The sequence below is a fragment of the uncultured Methylobacterium sp. genome (assembly GCF_964251405.1).
Taxonomy (GTDB): Bacteria; Pseudomonadota; Alphaproteobacteria; order Rhizobiales; family Beijerinckiaceae; genus Methylobacterium.
This window is the reverse complement of the sequence record NZ_CAXUJR010000038.1, coordinates 16,416-30,698: the sequence shown is the minus strand read 5'-3', so window position 1 is coordinate 30,698 and position 14,283 is coordinate 16,416. Positions and strand designations below refer to the sequence as shown.

14 protein-coding genes are annotated in these 14,283 nt (G+C 70.1%); 6 read left to right on the top strand and 8 right to left on the bottom strand.

All coding sequences use genetic code 11. The features are described 5' to 3' along the window. Positions 1-20: 20 nt before the first annotated feature. Positions 21-1,478, bottom strand: coding sequence for an ATP-binding protein (locus tag ACFE7U_RS09320; protein WP_375409442.1), 1,458 nt, complete (start codon positions 1,476-1,478; stop codon positions 21-23). 77 nt (positions 1,479-1,555) lie between these two features. Here ACFE7U_RS09320 and ACFE7U_RS09315 point away from each other — a divergent pair, with 77 nt between their 5' ends. Continuing rightward, positions 1,556-2,443, top strand: coding sequence for a DUF6925 family protein (locus ACFE7U_RS09315; RefSeq protein WP_375409441.1), 888 nt, complete (start codon positions 1,556-1,558; stop codon positions 2,441-2,443). A gap of 277 nt (positions 2,444-2,720) precedes the next feature. Beyond that, positions 2,721-3,542 carry a hypothetical protein gene (locus ACFE7U_RS09310; protein WP_375409440.1) on the top strand — a complete coding sequence of 274 codons (822 nt, stop codon included), beginning with the start codon at positions 2,721-2,723 and terminating at the stop codon, positions 3,540-3,542. A 132-nt stretch (positions 3,543-3,674) separates the two neighbouring features. On the opposite strand, the gene ACFE7U_RS09305 is transcribed toward ACFE7U_RS09310, so the two are convergent. Beyond that, positions 3,675-5,417: a DEAD/DEAH box helicase gene (locus tag ACFE7U_RS09305; protein WP_375409439.1), complete on the bottom strand. Its 1,743-nt coding sequence runs from the start codon at positions 5,415-5,417 to the stop codon at positions 3,675-3,677. 256 nt (positions 5,418-5,673) lie between these two features. Between ACFE7U_RS09305 and ACFE7U_RS09300 the strand changes: the two genes are divergently transcribed. Then, positions 5,674-6,777: a calcium:proton antiporter gene (locus tag ACFE7U_RS09300; RefSeq protein ID WP_375409438.1), complete on the top strand. Its 1,104-nt coding sequence runs from the start codon at positions 5,674-5,676 to the stop codon at positions 6,775-6,777. Positions 6,778-6,790: 13 nt separating this feature from the next. Here the strand turns inward: ACFE7U_RS09300 and ACFE7U_RS09295 are convergent, their stop codons facing one another. From ACFE7U_RS09295 to ACFE7U_RS09280, 4 genes are all read right to left on the bottom strand, one after another. Then, on the bottom strand, positions 6,791-7,525 hold the full coding sequence (locus ACFE7U_RS09295; protein ID WP_375409437.1) for an FAD-binding oxidoreductase: 735 nt from the start codon (positions 7,523-7,525) through the stop codon (positions 6,791-6,793). After that, positions 7,518-8,123, bottom strand: coding sequence for a sulfite oxidase-like oxidoreductase (locus tag ACFE7U_RS09290; RefSeq protein WP_375409436.1), 606 nt, complete (start codon positions 8,121-8,123; stop codon positions 7,518-7,520). The genes ACFE7U_RS09295 and ACFE7U_RS09290 overlap by 8 nt, the downstream gene beginning before the upstream one ends. A 220-nt stretch (positions 8,124-8,343) precedes the next feature. Then, the gene (locus ACFE7U_RS09285; protein WP_375409444.1) at positions 8,344-8,808 is read right to left on the bottom strand and encodes an HWE histidine kinase domain-containing protein; all 465 of its coding nucleotides are present in this window, start codon (positions 8,806-8,808) and stop codon (positions 8,344-8,346) included. A gap of 139 nt (positions 8,809-8,947) precedes the next feature. Beyond that, positions 8,948-9,241 (bottom strand): hypothetical protein, encoded by a 294-nt coding sequence (locus tag ACFE7U_RS09280; protein WP_375409435.1) that lies wholly within the window; start codon positions 9,239-9,241, stop codon positions 8,948-8,950. Positions 9,242-9,699: 458 nt separating this feature from the next. Here ACFE7U_RS09280 and ACFE7U_RS09275 point away from each other — a divergent pair, with 458 nt between their 5' ends. From ACFE7U_RS09275 to ACFE7U_RS09265, 3 genes are read left to right on the top strand one after another with little or no spacing between them, the layout of a single operon-like run. Continuing rightward, the gene (locus tag ACFE7U_RS09275; RefSeq protein ID WP_375409434.1) at positions 9,700-10,824 is read left to right on the top strand and encodes a glycosyltransferase family 4 protein; all 1,125 of its coding nucleotides are present in this window, start codon (positions 9,700-9,702) and stop codon (positions 10,822-10,824) included. Continuing rightward, positions 10,817-11,941, top strand: a complete 1,125-nt coding sequence (locus tag ACFE7U_RS09270) for a glycosyltransferase (RefSeq protein WP_375409433.1) — start codon at positions 10,817-10,819, stop codon at positions 11,939-11,941. Before ACFE7U_RS09275 ends, ACFE7U_RS09270 begins: the two co-directional genes overlap by 8 nt. Positions 11,942-11,951: 10 nt before the next feature. Continuing rightward, the gene (locus ACFE7U_RS09265) at positions 11,952-13,004 is read left to right on the top strand and encodes a glycosyltransferase (protein WP_375409432.1); all 1,053 of its coding nucleotides are present in this window, start codon (positions 11,952-11,954) and stop codon (positions 13,002-13,004) included. A gap of 10 nt (positions 13,005-13,014) precedes the next feature. Here ACFE7U_RS09265 and ACFE7U_RS09260 read toward each other — a convergent pair whose 3' ends face one another. Both ACFE7U_RS09260 and ACFE7U_RS09255 read right to left on the bottom strand, forming a co-directional pair. After that, positions 13,015-13,263 (bottom strand): hypothetical protein, encoded by a 249-nt coding sequence (locus ACFE7U_RS09260; RefSeq protein ID WP_375409431.1) that lies wholly within the window; start codon positions 13,261-13,263, stop codon positions 13,015-13,017. 42 nt (positions 13,264-13,305) lie between these two features. Continuing rightward, positions 13,306-14,136, bottom strand: coding sequence for a universal stress protein (locus tag ACFE7U_RS09255; protein WP_375409430.1), 831 nt, complete (start codon positions 14,134-14,136; stop codon positions 13,306-13,308). Positions 14,137-14,283 lie beyond the last annotated feature (147 nt).

Below are 14,283 nucleotides of genomic sequence, written 5' to 3'. Positions count from 1 at the left end.
GTTCGTCGTGGCGATGGCGTTCATGCTGGGCGTGCCGAGGCTGGCTCCTCGCCCCGGTCGGGATCGACCGGGATCGAGATTCGCACAACGGCCCCCGGCACGCCCCTGTCAAGGCGAAAGTCGCCGCCGAGCGCCTCGACCCGCTCGCGCATCCCCGACAATCCGAGCCCGATTCCATGATCGGGAGGGACGCCGACGCCGTCGTCGCGGACGACGACGCCCAGCCGGCCATGGTCCTCCTCGGCCCGTGCCGCCACGCGGTGGGCGCCGCCGTGGCGTACCGCGTTGGTCATGCTCTCCTGGATGCAGCGGAACACCGTGAGGTCCACGAGGTCGCCGTAGCCTCCTGCCAGGCGATCGAAGGCTCCGGAGAACTCCGTCTCGGGATGGCGTCTCGAAAAATCGCGCAGCAGGAGGTCGAGGCACCCGGCCAGCGGCACCTGGCCGAGTCCGTGCGGGCGCAGGCGGTTGAGGAGGTCGCGGTTCAGGGCCTGGACCTGGGCGACGATGGCGCCGATGTCGTGCGCCCGCGCGGCGAGGCGAACCCGGTCGGGCTCGCCGGGACCTTCCGCGATCCGGCTCACCGAGGTCGCGTTGGCCTCGAGCGCGAACAGGCACGGGCCGAACTCGTCGTGCAGTTCGAGCGCCGTGCGACGGCGCTCGTCGTCCTGGGCCGTCAGGAGCTGCCGGTTGAGCCGGCCGTTGGCGGCGCGGACCTCTTCGAGGGCCTCCGCGACGCGGTTGAAGCGATCGGTGATCACCGACACCTCGCGCGAGCCCGACGGCTCCAGGCGCACGGCGTAATCCTGACGCTCCAGTTGCGTGAGCCCGTCTGCAAGACGGCCGAGCGGCGCCAGCACGCGGCCGAGCGCCAGGTAGAGGGCGGCGAGAAGGGCGAGGTTGAGGCCGAGGCTGGCGAGCGACAGAGAGGTCGCGTAGCCCCAGATCTCGTCGATCTCGTCGCGGGGCTCGGTGGCGATCCGGGCCGTGCCGATCCGGTCGGTCCCCACCAGGATCGGCAACTCGTGGCGCTGGACCGGCGGCGCGATCAGGGCGACGAACCAGGACGGCGCCATATGCCGGTCGCGGCGCACCGGCGGCAGGACGGCGAGGCTGCGCCCCTCCGCGTCGAACAGGCCGACCCGGACGTGGCGCAGGGCCTGGAAGCGCAGGTCGAGGGTGCGAAGCAGGCTCTCGCGCGGTTCGGCCTGCGACAGACCGATGGTGTCGGCGGCAAGGAGCTCGACCGTGGCGAGGGAGGCCTGCGTCTCCACTGTCACCGCCGAGCGGGCGTTGAGGACGACGATTCCCATCGACACCAGGGCCGCCACGGCGTCGATCACGATGACGACGGCGATCATCCGGGTCCGCGTCGCCCAGTTCGCCCAGAGCCGCGGGCGTGCCGGCGCCGTCCGGGGATCGGCATAGGGCGTGCCGGTCTGAGGGATCGGCGGGTCTGTGGCGGGCGACGGGCGCATCGCCGACGCTTGTAGCGATGTCCGCGTCGGGCGAAAGGCGGTCTCGCGGACCGATGCTGGAGAAGGGGAGGCCTCGCATGGACACGACGGAACGCGAGATCGCCGCCCTCATCCGCGATGCTCTCGCCGATTCCGGCGCGGCGTGGAGTCTAGGAGGCTTCGGCGCGCTCGCCACCTTCGCCCGAGGCCCCGACGAGCCGGCGGCTAGGCTCGAAGACGACCGGCTCGGCGTGGTCACGGCGAGGGGCGGGATCGCCTTCCAGGCCGGAGGTATCGTCCCGGTCGCCTACGAGACCGCCTTCGGCCACGCGTGGAGCCATGCGGTCGCGCTCTGTCTGCCCAAGGGAGCCGGCCAGCTGGCGGAACACCGCGTCCTCATCGAGCGCGGGCCCGACGCCGACGCGATCCGGCCGCGGGATCGGGGCGCGATCCTGTTCGATGCCGGGCTCGGCCTGATGCAGGCCGCGCTATGCCTGCGCAGCGCCGACCCCCGGACACTGGCCCGGTTGCGCGCGGCCTGCGGCAAGCCCGCCGACTTCGCCGAGTTGCGAGCGCCGTCGATGCCGCTCGACCGGGTGATGCTGGCCGCCCGTGGACGCATCGAGGTCTTCGACCGGCGCTGCGACCCAGGACCCGACGCACCGCGCCTCTTCGTCGACGCAAAATCCCTGCGCGGCCGCCGCACCCATGCGGCCACGGCGCCGATTTCCGCCGGCCTCGTGCCCTTCGCCCATCTCCATCCGGCCCCGTCGTCGACCCGGGACGGGACGACGACCGTGTTCAGGCCTGACCGACATGCCGCCTTCCAGGCGATCCTGCGCCGATGGGGCGATCCCCGGCTGGTCGCGCTCAAATCCGCCCTGCAGGGTGGGGCGCCGTTGCCGGAGGGAGCCGGCCGCCATGAGCGCATGGTCGCCAAGGTCGTCGCCGCCCAGTCCCTCGCGGGGGCCTCCGAATCGACGTGACGGAGTGTTTCCGCATCAAGTCGGGACCGCACAAGTCGTCGGCGGTCATGTCTCGTTAAACCTGTGGACCTTATCTAAGTTCGCGCGCCTGCGCCGGTGCCGTGATCTCCCGGGATGCACATCGACATCTTGATGCCCCATTTGCACGTCCCTGTCTGACCTCTGATCGGGTGGGGGATCACCGATGAGTTCAGCGCGGCGGCATCTCCGGCCTCTGCGCGCCCCGTGATCGACCGGCCACGGTCAAGCATACCGGTTTCGTTCGAGGTTTCGCCCCATGATGTCCGTGACGATCGATCCGTCCGAGACGCGCCGCTCGCCGCAGGCCCTCGCTCGCCGCGCGACGTCGCCCGTCCTGCGCAATCTGGTCCTGGGAGTCCTCGGGAGCGGCGCCCTCGTCGGCTTCTCCGTCGGCGCCTATTCGATGATGGGAGAGTTCGCCAGGCCGCAGCTCGCGAAGGTCGCGATCGGCCGTCAGGCCGCGGAATGGCCCGACCTGAAGGACGGCCTCCCGGCGATGGTGTCCTCGACGGGCGAGGCCGCACGGCCTCCATCCCGGAATGGCGACGCCGAGAATGCCGGCGCCAAGAGTGCCAACGCCAAGAGTGCCGACGTCAAATCCACTTCCGCCGCACTTGCCTTGCCGGCGGTTCCCGTCGCGGCGACCGTGCCCGATGCGCCCCCGAGGAATGCCGCCGCGTCCTCCCCCCGGCCGCTGCCGCCGATCGAGACGGCGACCGTGGTGGCGTCCGTACGCATCGCCCCCCTGGTGCCGCCGGCGGCCATGGCCTCGCCGGTGCCGCCGAGCCGGGCCGAGACCGTGCGTGCACGGGCAGCCGAGACGCAATTCACCGCGCTGCCCGCCGATCCGTCCGCCCAACCCTCGCCTCGTCCCGTGAAGAAGGCACCCATGGCCAGCGCCCGGGCCAAGCCGGTGCCCGGACCCGTCGCCACGCCCCAAACCGCGGTCGCGGCACAGCCCGCCGAGCCGGAGGAGACCGAGGTGTTCGGCATAAAGGTGCCCACCCTCGCCTCGAGCGGACGCAAGTTCGTCGAGGGCGTGCAGTCCCTGGGCGACGCCGTCGCGAAGCAGTTCTAGAGCACCATGCGGGAGAAGTGGTATCGGGTTTTCCGAAATCACCGTGCGATAACAGAGAGATAGAGCATCCTGACGGCTCTACGAGACAGCATCACGCTGTAGGAGATCGGACCGGCTGACCGGTCCGTCGACCTATCGCGGCTTGCGCGGCGCCTTGGCGGCGACCCGTTCGTGGCGGGCGGCGCGGGGGCTCTTGAAGCCCTTTGGACCAGCATTCTTGGGGCCGGCATTCCTGTGGCCTTTCCCCTCATCGGCGGTCTCGCCGTCGAGGAGGGCTTCCACCTGAATCTCCGGCGAGCCGTTCTTGGCGAAGGTCGTGGCGAAGCGTGAGGCCACGCCGCCGCGGACCTCGAACTTGGTCTCCCGATCGAAGATCCGGATCGCGCCGATCTCCTGGCGGCCGATCCCGCCGCGGCGGGTCAGCATGGGCAGGAGGCGGCGCGGGTCGGCGTCGTCGCGCCGGCCGAGATTGAGCCGGAACCACACCGAGGGTCCTTCGGCATCGATCCGCGCCGTGTCGGCGGGATCGTAGACCGGCCGCTCGCTCCGGCGTGCGGGCCCGGCGCCGGGATCGGTGACGTCTTCCGGCGAGGGCAGGCGCGAGCGGTAGATGCGGGCGAGCGCGGCGGCGAGTTCCTGGGGCGAACGCTGGGCCAGGAGCATCTCGCCGATGGCGACGTCCTCCTCGCTCGCGGCTTCCGTGAAGATCGGGTCCTGCCACATGCGCTCGCCGTCGAGGCGGCGGATCTCTTCCGCCGTGGGCGGCCCGTCCCACTCGGCGGTGATCTTGGCGATCATCAGCATCTGCTCGGCGCGACGGCGCCGCGAGGCCGGGACCAGCAACACGCTGGTGCCCTTGCGCCCGGCGCGGCCGGTGCGGCCTGAGCGGTGCTGGAGCACCTCGGCGTCGTTGGGAAGGTCGGCGTGGATGACGAGCGTCACGGTGGGCAGATCGATGCCGCGCGCCGCGACGTCGGTGGCGACGCAGACCCTTGCGCGGCCATCGCGAAGCGCCTGGAGCGCGGCGTTGCGCTCGCCCTGCCCGAGTTCGCCCGAGAGCGCCACGGCCGAGAAGCCGCGCTCGGTCAGCCCGGCCTGGAGATGGCGGACCGCGTTGCGGGTGTTGCAGAACACGATCGCCGTCGGGGCATCGACGACGCGCAACGTATTGACGACCACGTGCTCGATCTCGCGCGGCAGCACCCGGATCGCCCTGTAGGCGATGTCGGCGTGGCCGCGCTCCTGGCCCTTGACCGCGATGCGCAGGGCGTCGCGCTGATAGCGCTCGGCCAAGGTCGCGATGGCCTTGGGCAGGGTCGCGGAGAACAGCAGCGTGCGCCGCTCCTTCGGGGTCACCGAGAGGATGAATTCGAGGTCCTCGCGGAAGCCGAGGTCGAGCATCTCGTCGGCCTCGTCGAGGACGACGGCGCGCAGGGCGTTGGTGGCGAGGTTGCGGCGCTCGAGATGGTCGCGCAGGCGGCCGGGCGTGCCGACGACGATGTGGGCGCCCTCCTGCAGGGCACGGCGCTCGCGCTGCGGATCCATGCCGCCGACGCAGGCGATGACCCTGGCATTGGTCTCGGCGTAGAGCCAGGACAGCTCTCGCTGAACCTGGAGCGCGAGTTCGCGCGTCGGCGCAATCACCAGGGCGAGCGGCGCCCCCGCCGGGCCAAGGGTCTCGGCCTCGTCGAGGAGGTCGTCGGCGAAGGCGAGGCCGTAGGCCACGGTCTTGCCGGACCCGGTCTGGGCGGAGACGAGGAGGTCGCGGCCGGCGGCGGCCGCCTCGATGACGGCGCTCTGGACGGGCGTCGGGTCATCGTAGTCGCGCGAGGTCAGGGCGCGCGTGAGCGGGGCCGGCAGGGTCGGAAAGGGCACGGGGCAGGGGCCTTGCGGGCTTCGAGAGGCCGGATCGGCGGAGAGACATGCGCGCGCAAAGCGCTTCGCGGTCCATCCGGCCGGTCATCCGGACGCAAAAGGTTGCGGAAGACCTCAGCTTCTAGCGCTAACCGCGCCTGAGCGCTATGTCCCCTCGCGCATGGGAGTACCGCGCTGCGGCGACGTCCGGTCCCGCGCGCCTCCCAAGTCCGACGATGGCGCATCGCGCGTGCCGTCTCCAGCAAAAGGTCGTTCCATGAAGGGCATCCTGCGGCTTGCCGTGGCCTGGGGAAGCGTCGCCGCGTTCTTCGTGTTCGGGCCGAGCTGGCTTGCCTCGCTGGATTCACCGCTCTGGGCGACCGGGCTGTTCCTGTGGCTGTTCGTGGTCATCCTGTTGTCGGCCTTCGGCGTGGTCCACGAGGCCGAGGAGCTCGCCCATCGGCTCGGCGAGCCGCTCGGCACGCTGATACTCACCCTGTCCATCGTGATCATCGAGGTGGTCCTCGTCTCGGCGGTGATGCTCTCGGCCAAGGCGGCGCCGACGCTCGGGCGCGACACCATGTTCGCGGTCCTGATGATCGTGATGAACGGGCTCGTCGGCCTCGGCCTCCTCATCGGCGGCCTGCGCTACCACCAGCAATCCTACAACCTCCAGGGCGCCTCGGCCTTCCTGTCGGTGATCATCCCGCTCACCACCATCGCGCTGATCATTCCGAACTTCACGACATCGACCACCGGCGGAACGCTGTCGCCGCTGCAATCGATCGCCTTCTCGGTCTTCACGGTATCGCTCTATGCGATCTTCCTGTTGATTCAGACCGGGCGGCACAGCAGCTTCTTCGTCCATGCCGGCGAGAGCGCCGCCGCCTCTGCTGCCGAACCGGTGGCGCACGAAACCGCGCCTCGCGGATCGACCCTGACGCACACGGCGCTCCTCATCGCCAACATCCTGCCGATCGTGCTGCTCTCGAAGAGCCTCGCGGCGATCCTCGACCACGGCATCGCGGCGCTCGGTGCGCCCTCGGCGCTCGGCGGCGTCCTCATCGCCGCCATCGTGTTCACGCCGGAGGGCATCAGCGCCCTGAAGGCTGTGGCGCGCAACGAGCTGCAGCGGGCGATCAACCTGTGCCTGGGCGCGGCGACCTCGACGGTGGGCCTGACGGTGCCCGCCGTGCTCGTCGTCGGCCTCGTCTCGGGCCAGACCGTGGTGCTGGGCCTTGCCCCCACCGAGATGACGCTGCTCGTCGTGACCCTGATCCTGAGCACCATCACCTTCTCGGGGCTGCGCACGACCATGCTGGAGGGCGCGGTGCATCTCGTGATGTTCTTCGTCTACCTCGTGCTGATCTTCAGCCCGTGATCGTGGCGGCCGTTCAGCCGCCGAAACGCTCGGTGCGGATCGAGGCCGGGGCCACGCCGGCGTCGAGGAGGAGGTCCGAGACCGCACTCACGAAGGCGTTCGAGCCGCACAGATAGGCGTGGCGCGGGTGTCCCAGCCGCGCCAGGGCCTCGCCGACCATGGCGGCATCGACCCGCCGGCCCCGGTCTTCCCGCGTCAGGTTGAGGAGGAGGCTGAAGCCAGGCTCGCCCCGTACCCTGGCCAGGAGCTCGTCCCGGACGATCACGGCGTCCTCGGTGGCCACGGAGTAGAGGAGCAGCGCCGGCGTCTCGGGTGCCGCCACCGCCCGGTGGCGGAGCATCGCCAGCAGTGGCACCACCCCCGATCCGCCGCCGGCCAGCAGCAGCGGGCCGCCATCCTCCGGCCGCCAGACGAAGGAGCCGCCGATGGGGCCGCGCAGCTCGATGGTGTCGCCCAAAGCCGCCACGGTGTCGAAGAAGACCGAGACCTCGCCGTCGCCCACACTCTCGATCACGAGGTCGATGATGCCGCTGTCGTCGGGGGCGGACGCGATCGAGTAGCTGCGCTGGGCCTGATAGCCGTCCGGTGCGGTGAGGCGCAGCTCGACATGCTGCCCGGCCAAGGCCGGGCGGTCGAAGGCGACGGCGAAGCGAAACGCCTTCGCGCGCTCGGCCACGGGCGTGATCGCCACGAGTCGCGCAAGCTGCCAGGGCAGGGGACCGACGATGGGACGAGGGGGCTCAGTCACCGGTGAAGCGCTGCTCGCGCCACGGGTCGCCGTACATGTGGTAGCCGCGCAGCTCCCAGAACCCGCCCTCGTCGCGCTTGGTGAAGCGCAGGCCCTTCACCCATTTCGCGCTCTTCCAGAAATAGAGATGCGGTACCAGCAGGCGCGCCGGCCCGCCATGGTCCGGTGTGATCGGCCGGCCCTCGTAGCGCGTCGCCACCATCGCCTTGCCGCCGGTCAGGTCGGCCACCGGCACGTTGGTGGTGTAGTCGTCATGGCCCTCGGCAAGGAGGAAGTCGGTTGGCGCAGCGAGGCCGGCATCGGCCATGAGGGCATCGAAGGTCACGCCCTCCCAGGCGGTGTCGAACTTCGACCATTTCGTCACGCAGTGGATGTCGCCGCCCCAGGCGGTGTGCGGCAGCGCCTCGAACTCGGCCCAGGTCCATGTCTTGAGGGGCCTCGACCCCTCGCGCAGGGTGAAGCGCCACTGGTCGAGGTCGATCCGCGGCGTCGGGCCGAACTGCAGGACGGGGAAGTCCTGCGTCAGGTATTGTCCCGGCGGCAGGCGCTCTCGCGTCTCCTCGCTCGGCCTGCGTCCGGTGAATCCGCGTGTCGCCATCCCGTCCTCAGTGCTGTCCCCAGTCCCGGCCCTCGCCCGAAAGCCGGGTTCCGCGTTCGGCGAACGCCGACGATCCGGTCCGTGCCGTCTCGGTGTCTCTACACCGATCCGCGACCGGGATCAGTGGTCGGCGTGCATCCCCGGCCGCGCCGTATCGCCCCGGATCGACGGACGCGGCGCCAGCGCGGTGAATACCACGCCGCTCAGGCGGTACTCGCTCTCAACGCGGCCGTCGATCTCTTGGGGCCGGGGCTCGCTCGACCTTGCGCGAGCCGAAGCCCGTCCGCGTCGGAGCCGTGACAGGCAGGCCGTCCACATCATCCCAGCGCCTCGGCCCAGTCCTCGTCCACCAGTGCCCATTCAAGGCGGACCTGGCATGCCCGTTCGACAGGGTGCCGTGCTTCACCGCGTTCGTCGCAAGCGCGTGCAGCGCCATCGGGAAAACCAGGAACACCCACGGCGGTCGCCGGACCTGCGGCCCCTGGATGTGGAACCGTGAGGCCGCTCCCGTCTGGAACGGGGCCGTCGCCTTCGCAACGATTTTGCCCAGCGTCGTCCCCTCCCAGGCGCCTTGAGTCGGGATGCCGTGGGCACCGGCCGGCGACACCAGGCGGAGTTTGAGGGATCGTTGCGCGGTCTCCACCGAATGGGCCGATCGCAGCGTCCGGTTGACGATCGCCTGGATGGTGGCGAGCCGTGTTCCTGACGCGATGGGTCAACCGGACAATCCGCGATGGCGACGCCGGATATCACGAGCAGAACCCGCCGGACTAGGTCCGGCGGGCATCATGCGTCAGGCAGCGATTCCGTCGATGAAGCGACGCTTAGCAACCATCCTGCTGGGCTGCAGTCGGCTTTCCTTCGGCCTGCTTGGACACGTCCTGAGCGGAGGTCGCACCGGCGGTGGCACCCACGTTGTTCATGGCGCCGACGGTGCCGGGCGACTCGGCCTTGGCGCCGGGCGTCACTTTGGCGGTGGAGCCGGGCTCTACGTTGGAGCTCTTGTCCTGAGCCGCCTTCTGGCCGGCGGTACCGGTAGCGCATGGGGCGGCGAACGAGGCCGTCGCGGAGGCGATGACGAGAATTCCGGCACCGACGAGGCTGGTAAGCTTGGACATGATTCCTCCGTTGATTTTTGCTTCTGTCAATCAAACGGGCAGGTCCCGCCGTGGTTCCACCAGTCGGGTGGAAGACCTGCGTCGCCGCGTCCCCGGTCTCGTCTCGATGTTTTCAGATTTCGTCGGCGTAACGGCGAGAAATAGCCTTACGGGACGGTCGATGGGGCGGTGATACGATCCCGCATGCCCCATCGCGCCGCTTGGTGTCCTCGGTTGCAGTCAACCGCATCCCATCCCCGATGCAGCTGGCCTCATTCAGCAGCGGTAAAGGCAGCCTCGTTCATAAGGCTCGTCGTGAGGGGTTGCCTTTTCGATCCCTTGCGCGATGTCCGGTCCACAGCCGGATCAACCTCTGCTGTTTCCGCGCGATCCCGCACTGTGTTCTTGCGTATCGTCCTCTCGTCCCGCGCTCGCCGCTGGGACGAGTCGGGAATGGGAGCCCTCATGCCGGGTGTGCCGTGAAGATCGCCGTTATCGCCCATCTGAAGTATCCCATCGCCCAGCCTTTCTCCGGTGGACTCGAGATGCACACGCATTTCCTCGCCTGCGCGCTGCAGGCACGGGGGCATGCCGTCACCCTGTTCGCATCGAAGGGGTCCCAGGCCACATGCCGCGTCGAGGCGGTGTGTCCGCCCACCGGCATCGCTCTTGACGACGTCTCCGAGGCGCGGATCGACGCGCAGGAGCATGCGGCCTACGCGGCGATCATGGACGCCGTCGCCCGGGGCGGCTTCGACCTCGTCCACAACAACAGCCTCCATCCACTTCCGCTCCTGCGCGCACCGGAGCTGCGCGTGCCCATGGTGACGGCGCTGCACACGCCGCCCTTCGAGCCCTTCGTGCGGGGCGTCAAGGCGCGGGCCGACGACATGCCCTTCGCGGTGGTCTCGGAATCCCTCGCCGAGGAATGGAAGCCGTTCCTGCGGGAGACGCGGCTGATCGGCAACGGCATCGACCTCGACGCCTTCGCCTACCAGCCCAAGGCCTCGGGCCAGCGCCACGCCATCTGGACCGGGCGGCTCGTTCCCGAGAAGGGGCCGCACCTCGCCATCGACGCCGCCCGCGCCGCGGGCTTGCCGCTGGTCTTCGCCGGGCCGGTCAGCAATGCCGCCTATTGGAGCGAGGAGATCCTGCCGCGGCTCGGCCCCGACGTGACCTATCTCGGCCACCTCTCCCACCGGGAGCTGGCGCAGCGGGTGGGCGAGGCACATGTGGCGATCTGCACGCCGCGCTGGGAGGAGCCCTTCGGGCTGGTCGTGGCCGAGGCCATCGCCTGCGGCACGCCCGTGGCGGCCTTCTCCCGCGGCGCCATCCCCGACATCCTCGATGGGTCCTGCGGCGCACTGGCGCTGGCCGACGACGTCGAAGGCCTCGGCCGCGCGATCCGGGTCGCGGTCGAGCTCGACCGCCATGCCTGCCGACGCCGGGCCGAGCACCTGTTCGATGCCAACACCATGACCGACCGCTACGAGGCTCTATACCGGGCCGAGATCCTTCGCTTCGCGACCCTGCGCGTCGGAAAGGCATCGCGTCCCGCCTGTGCCGAGGGCGGCCTTCCTGCCGAGCTGTTCGACGATGCGTAACCCTGGTCCCACCCTCTCGCCCCCCCTGTCGCGGGCCGTCGTCTGCGTACCGGCCCGCAACGAGGCCGAGGTGCTGCCCCGTCTTCTGCGCTCCCTCGACCGACAGCGCGGCGCCAATCGCCATGCCCGCCTGCGCGTGCTCGTCCTGGCCAACAACTCGACCGACGACATGATCGCCCGGGTCGAGCGTATGGGCCGGGACGGCGAGCTCGCGAATCTCGACCTGCGCCTCACGCAGGCGAGCCTCGCCCGCGAGGTCGCCCATGTCGGCACGGCCCGCCGGATGGCGCTCGATGCCGGCGCCGCCTGGCTCGAGGCCGACGGCGTCGTCGACGGCGTCCTCCTCAGCACCGACGCCGATGCGGTCGCGCCGCCGAACTGGGCGATCGCCAACCTGCGCGCGCTGGACAAGGTCGAGATCGTCGGCGGCCGCCTCGTGATCGACGAGGCCGGGCAGACCGACGATGCTGGTCTGGTCGCGCTGCATGCGCGCATCGAGCAGTACTGGGCCGGCGTCCGGCGGATCGAGGACGCCATCGACCCGCCGCCGCACGACCCGGCCCCGCGCCACGGCGACCACGTCGCCTCGAGCCTCGCCCTGCGGGCCGATCTCTACCGCGCCGTCGGAGGCCTGCCGCCGCTCCCCTGCGGCGAGGACAACGCCCTCGTGTCGATGGTGCGCCGGCACGGCGGCCGCGTCCGTCACTGCCCGGATATCGCGATCACCGTCTCGGCGCGCCGAACCGGGCGCGTCGAGGGCGGCATGGCCACCGAGATGACACGGCGCACCCGCGTCATGACCCACGGCGAGGCCTATTGCCTACCCCCGGCGAGCCACTGGCAGGCCCTCGTCGAGCGCCGCCTCTCGTGGCGCCGGGCCTGGTCCACGGGCAATCCCGCGGCCGCTCTCCTCGCCCTCGGCCTATCGGCCGAGGATCTGGCGGCGGCGGAAGTCGCGACCTGCCCCAACGACATCGCCCTCGTGGAACGCCTGGAAGCCCGTCTGGGCGATGCCGGGCTTCCCGAAACCATGCCGGTGCCCCTCGACCTCGCTCTGGCGGGCATCGAGAGCCTGCTGTCGGCCCTTCAGGCTCCGGCCGAGGCCAGATCCGCGTGAGCCGGTCCCCGTGAAGACTCGGCCGATCGGCTACTACGTCCACCACCAGGGCGCCGGCCATTGGCAGAGGGCGAACCTCCTCGCCGACGCCCTCGACCGGCCGGTGACCCTGATCGGGACCCTGGATGGGATCGACACCGGAGCGACCCGCCATCCCTGCGTCCCGCTGCCCGACGACCGCCTCGCGGGCGGTGACGGGCAGGATTTCGAAGGACTGGACGGAGAATCCGACCGGCCCCACGCCTTCCACTACGTGCCGCTCCGCGCGCCGGCGGTCCGCACACGGATGGCGCGGATCGCGGCCTGGATCGCGGAGGCCGATCCCGTCCTGATGATCGTCGACGTCTCGGTGGAGGTGGCGTTGTTCGCCCGCCTTCTCTCGGTCCCGACCGTGGTGGTGCGGCTCGCCGGCACCCGCACTGACATCCCCCATCTCGAAGCCTTCCGCTCCGCCGAGCGGTTGCTGGCGCCGTTTCCGGCCGAACTCGAGAGCGAGGGCACGCCGGGCTGGGTGCGTGCCAAAACGTTCCATGCCGGTTTTCTGGGTCTCGAATCGCGTCGAGGACGGGAAGAAGACGGCTCGATCCTCGTGATCTACGGCAGCGGCGGCGAGGGCGGCTCATGCCACGACCTTGCGGCCGCCGCCGCCGCCGTCCCGGACCGCGACTGGCATGTCCTCGGCCCCGTCCATGGCGAGGCTGCGTTGCCTCCCAACCTCCACCTGCACGGCTGGGTGACCGAGATCGGCCCCCGCCTCGCCGCGGCCTCCCTGGTCGTGGGCACCGGCGGCGACGGCGTCGTGGCGGCGGTGGCGGCGGGCGCCAAGCGCTTCGTCTGCATCCCCGAGCCGCGTCCCTTCGAAGAGCAGGTTGCCAAGGCCCGTCGTCTCGACGCCCTCGGCGCGGCGATCCTGTGCGAGGCCTGGCCTGGAGCAGAGGCATGGCCCGGCGTGATCCGGGCAGGCCTCGCCCTCGATCCCGCACGCATCGCCGGGCTGGTCGATCCGGATTCCGTCCGTCGCACCGCCGACGAGATCAGGACATTGGTGGACCGGCTCACGTGAGGGATCGATCTCAGGACATGGGCCGCCCGGTGGGCTGAGCGCAGACCTTGACGTCGTCATCGAAGTGGATGCCCGGGATGAGGTCATGTTCCAGAGACCTCGCCTTGAGCACATGGTGCCGGGCTAGGCGCCTCTCCTTGTCGGCGGTCGATCTCTTGCCGATCGCGTAGCATTCGAAGGCAGATCGGTAGTGCTTCGTCGCGAGGTTGTGTTCCCGGGCGACGCGCGCGAGCAGCTTGGTCTGAAGGAGAGTTGTCACCGGGCGCTCCTGATATCCGTCGTCGGATCGGTTCGTTCGCGTTCAATGCGACATGAGGCAACAGATCGGGCAGTGATCGAGCAGGGCACGGGTGACCCCGCCGAAGAACCATTCGCGGATGCGGGTATGCCCGTAGGCGCCGCTGACGATCAGATCGGCGTCGAAGGTTTTCGCCACCCCTTGTAGGGCTAGTGCGACGCTGGCGCCGTTCTGCGCTTTTCGGAAGGATTCGGCGTTCACGCCGTGGAGTTCGAGGAACCTGACCACGTCGTCCAAGTCCTCCCGATCCTGGTCGGCATTCTCGGCTACCGCGATCCTGACGACCTGCACCTCCTGGGCGAGCTTCAGCAGCGGCATCGCGTCCGAGAGGGCGCGGCGTGTCTGAAGGGTGTTCTTCCAGGCGACCACGACACGCCGGAGCGGGAGGTGATCGACTCCGGTCGGCACCACCATGACGGGCCGGCCGAGACCCATCAGGGCCCTGCCGGCGTTGAGGGCGAAGCGAGGATCGCTGAAGTCCTCGCCTCCGCGCCGGCCCAGGACGATGAGATCGGCGGCACGCGATTGTTCCGCCATGAAGATCTCCGGATCCTGGAGGTCGGACCGCCATTCGACGAGCCTGCCGGTCCCTGCCACTGCGCGGAAGGCCTGCTCGATGTCCGCGATATCGGCCAGGGCGGCATCCCGGATGTCGTTCAGGGTCGCCGCGCCGTAAGCGGAGCTTTCGTCGTAGCCGCGCACGTAATCGGGTTCCCTCGACGCGACGCCGATGAGGCGGGCCTGGAAGCGCTCCGCGAGTTGCGCGGCCAGCCTGGTTCGCTCTCGCGAACCGTCTCCCAGGTCCAGTCCGACCATGATGCTCGCATAGGCCATGGGATGTCCCCCGCGTCAGTTACACTTCGATGGAATCCTCGAACGAACGGAAGGAATGGCTTGCGGCGCCGGCAGCCCGTGTCACCGGGACCACGAAAAGCGCTGCGACAGGCCCAAGTCGCAACGGCGACGGCATCGCGGCACGGT

Bases quoted from the DNA above. Each gene is read 5' to 3' on its own strand.
- ACFE7U_RS09270 (WP_375409433.1), top strand. From the start codon at position 10,817: ATGCGTAACCCTGGTCCCACCCTCTCGCCCCCCCTGTCGCGGGCCGTC.
- ACFE7U_RS09255 (WP_375409430.1), bottom strand. From the start codon at position 14,136: ATGGCCTATGCGAGCATCATGGTCGGACTGGACCTGGGAGACGGTTCG.
- ACFE7U_RS09315 (WP_375409441.1), top strand. From the start codon at position 1,556: ATGGACACGACGGAACGCGAGATCGCCGCCCTCATCCGCGATGCTCTC.
- ACFE7U_RS09310 (WP_375409440.1), top strand. From the start codon at position 2,721: ATGATGTCCGTGACGATCGATCCGTCCGAGACGCGCCGCTCGCCGCAG.
- ACFE7U_RS09290 (WP_375409436.1), bottom strand. From the start codon at position 8,123: ATGGCGACACGCGGATTCACCGGACGCAGGCCGAGCGAGGAGACGCGA.
- ACFE7U_RS09320 (WP_375409442.1), bottom strand. From the start codon at position 1,478: ATGCGCCCGTCGCCCGCCACAGACCCGCCGATCCCTCAGACCGGCACG.
- ACFE7U_RS09280 (WP_375409435.1), bottom strand. From the start codon at position 9,241: ATGTCCAAGCTTACCAGCCTCGTCGGTGCCGGAATTCTCGTCATCGCC.
- ACFE7U_RS09300 (WP_375409438.1), top strand. From the start codon at position 5,674: ATGAAGGGCATCCTGCGGCTTGCCGTGGCCTGGGGAAGCGTCGCCGCG.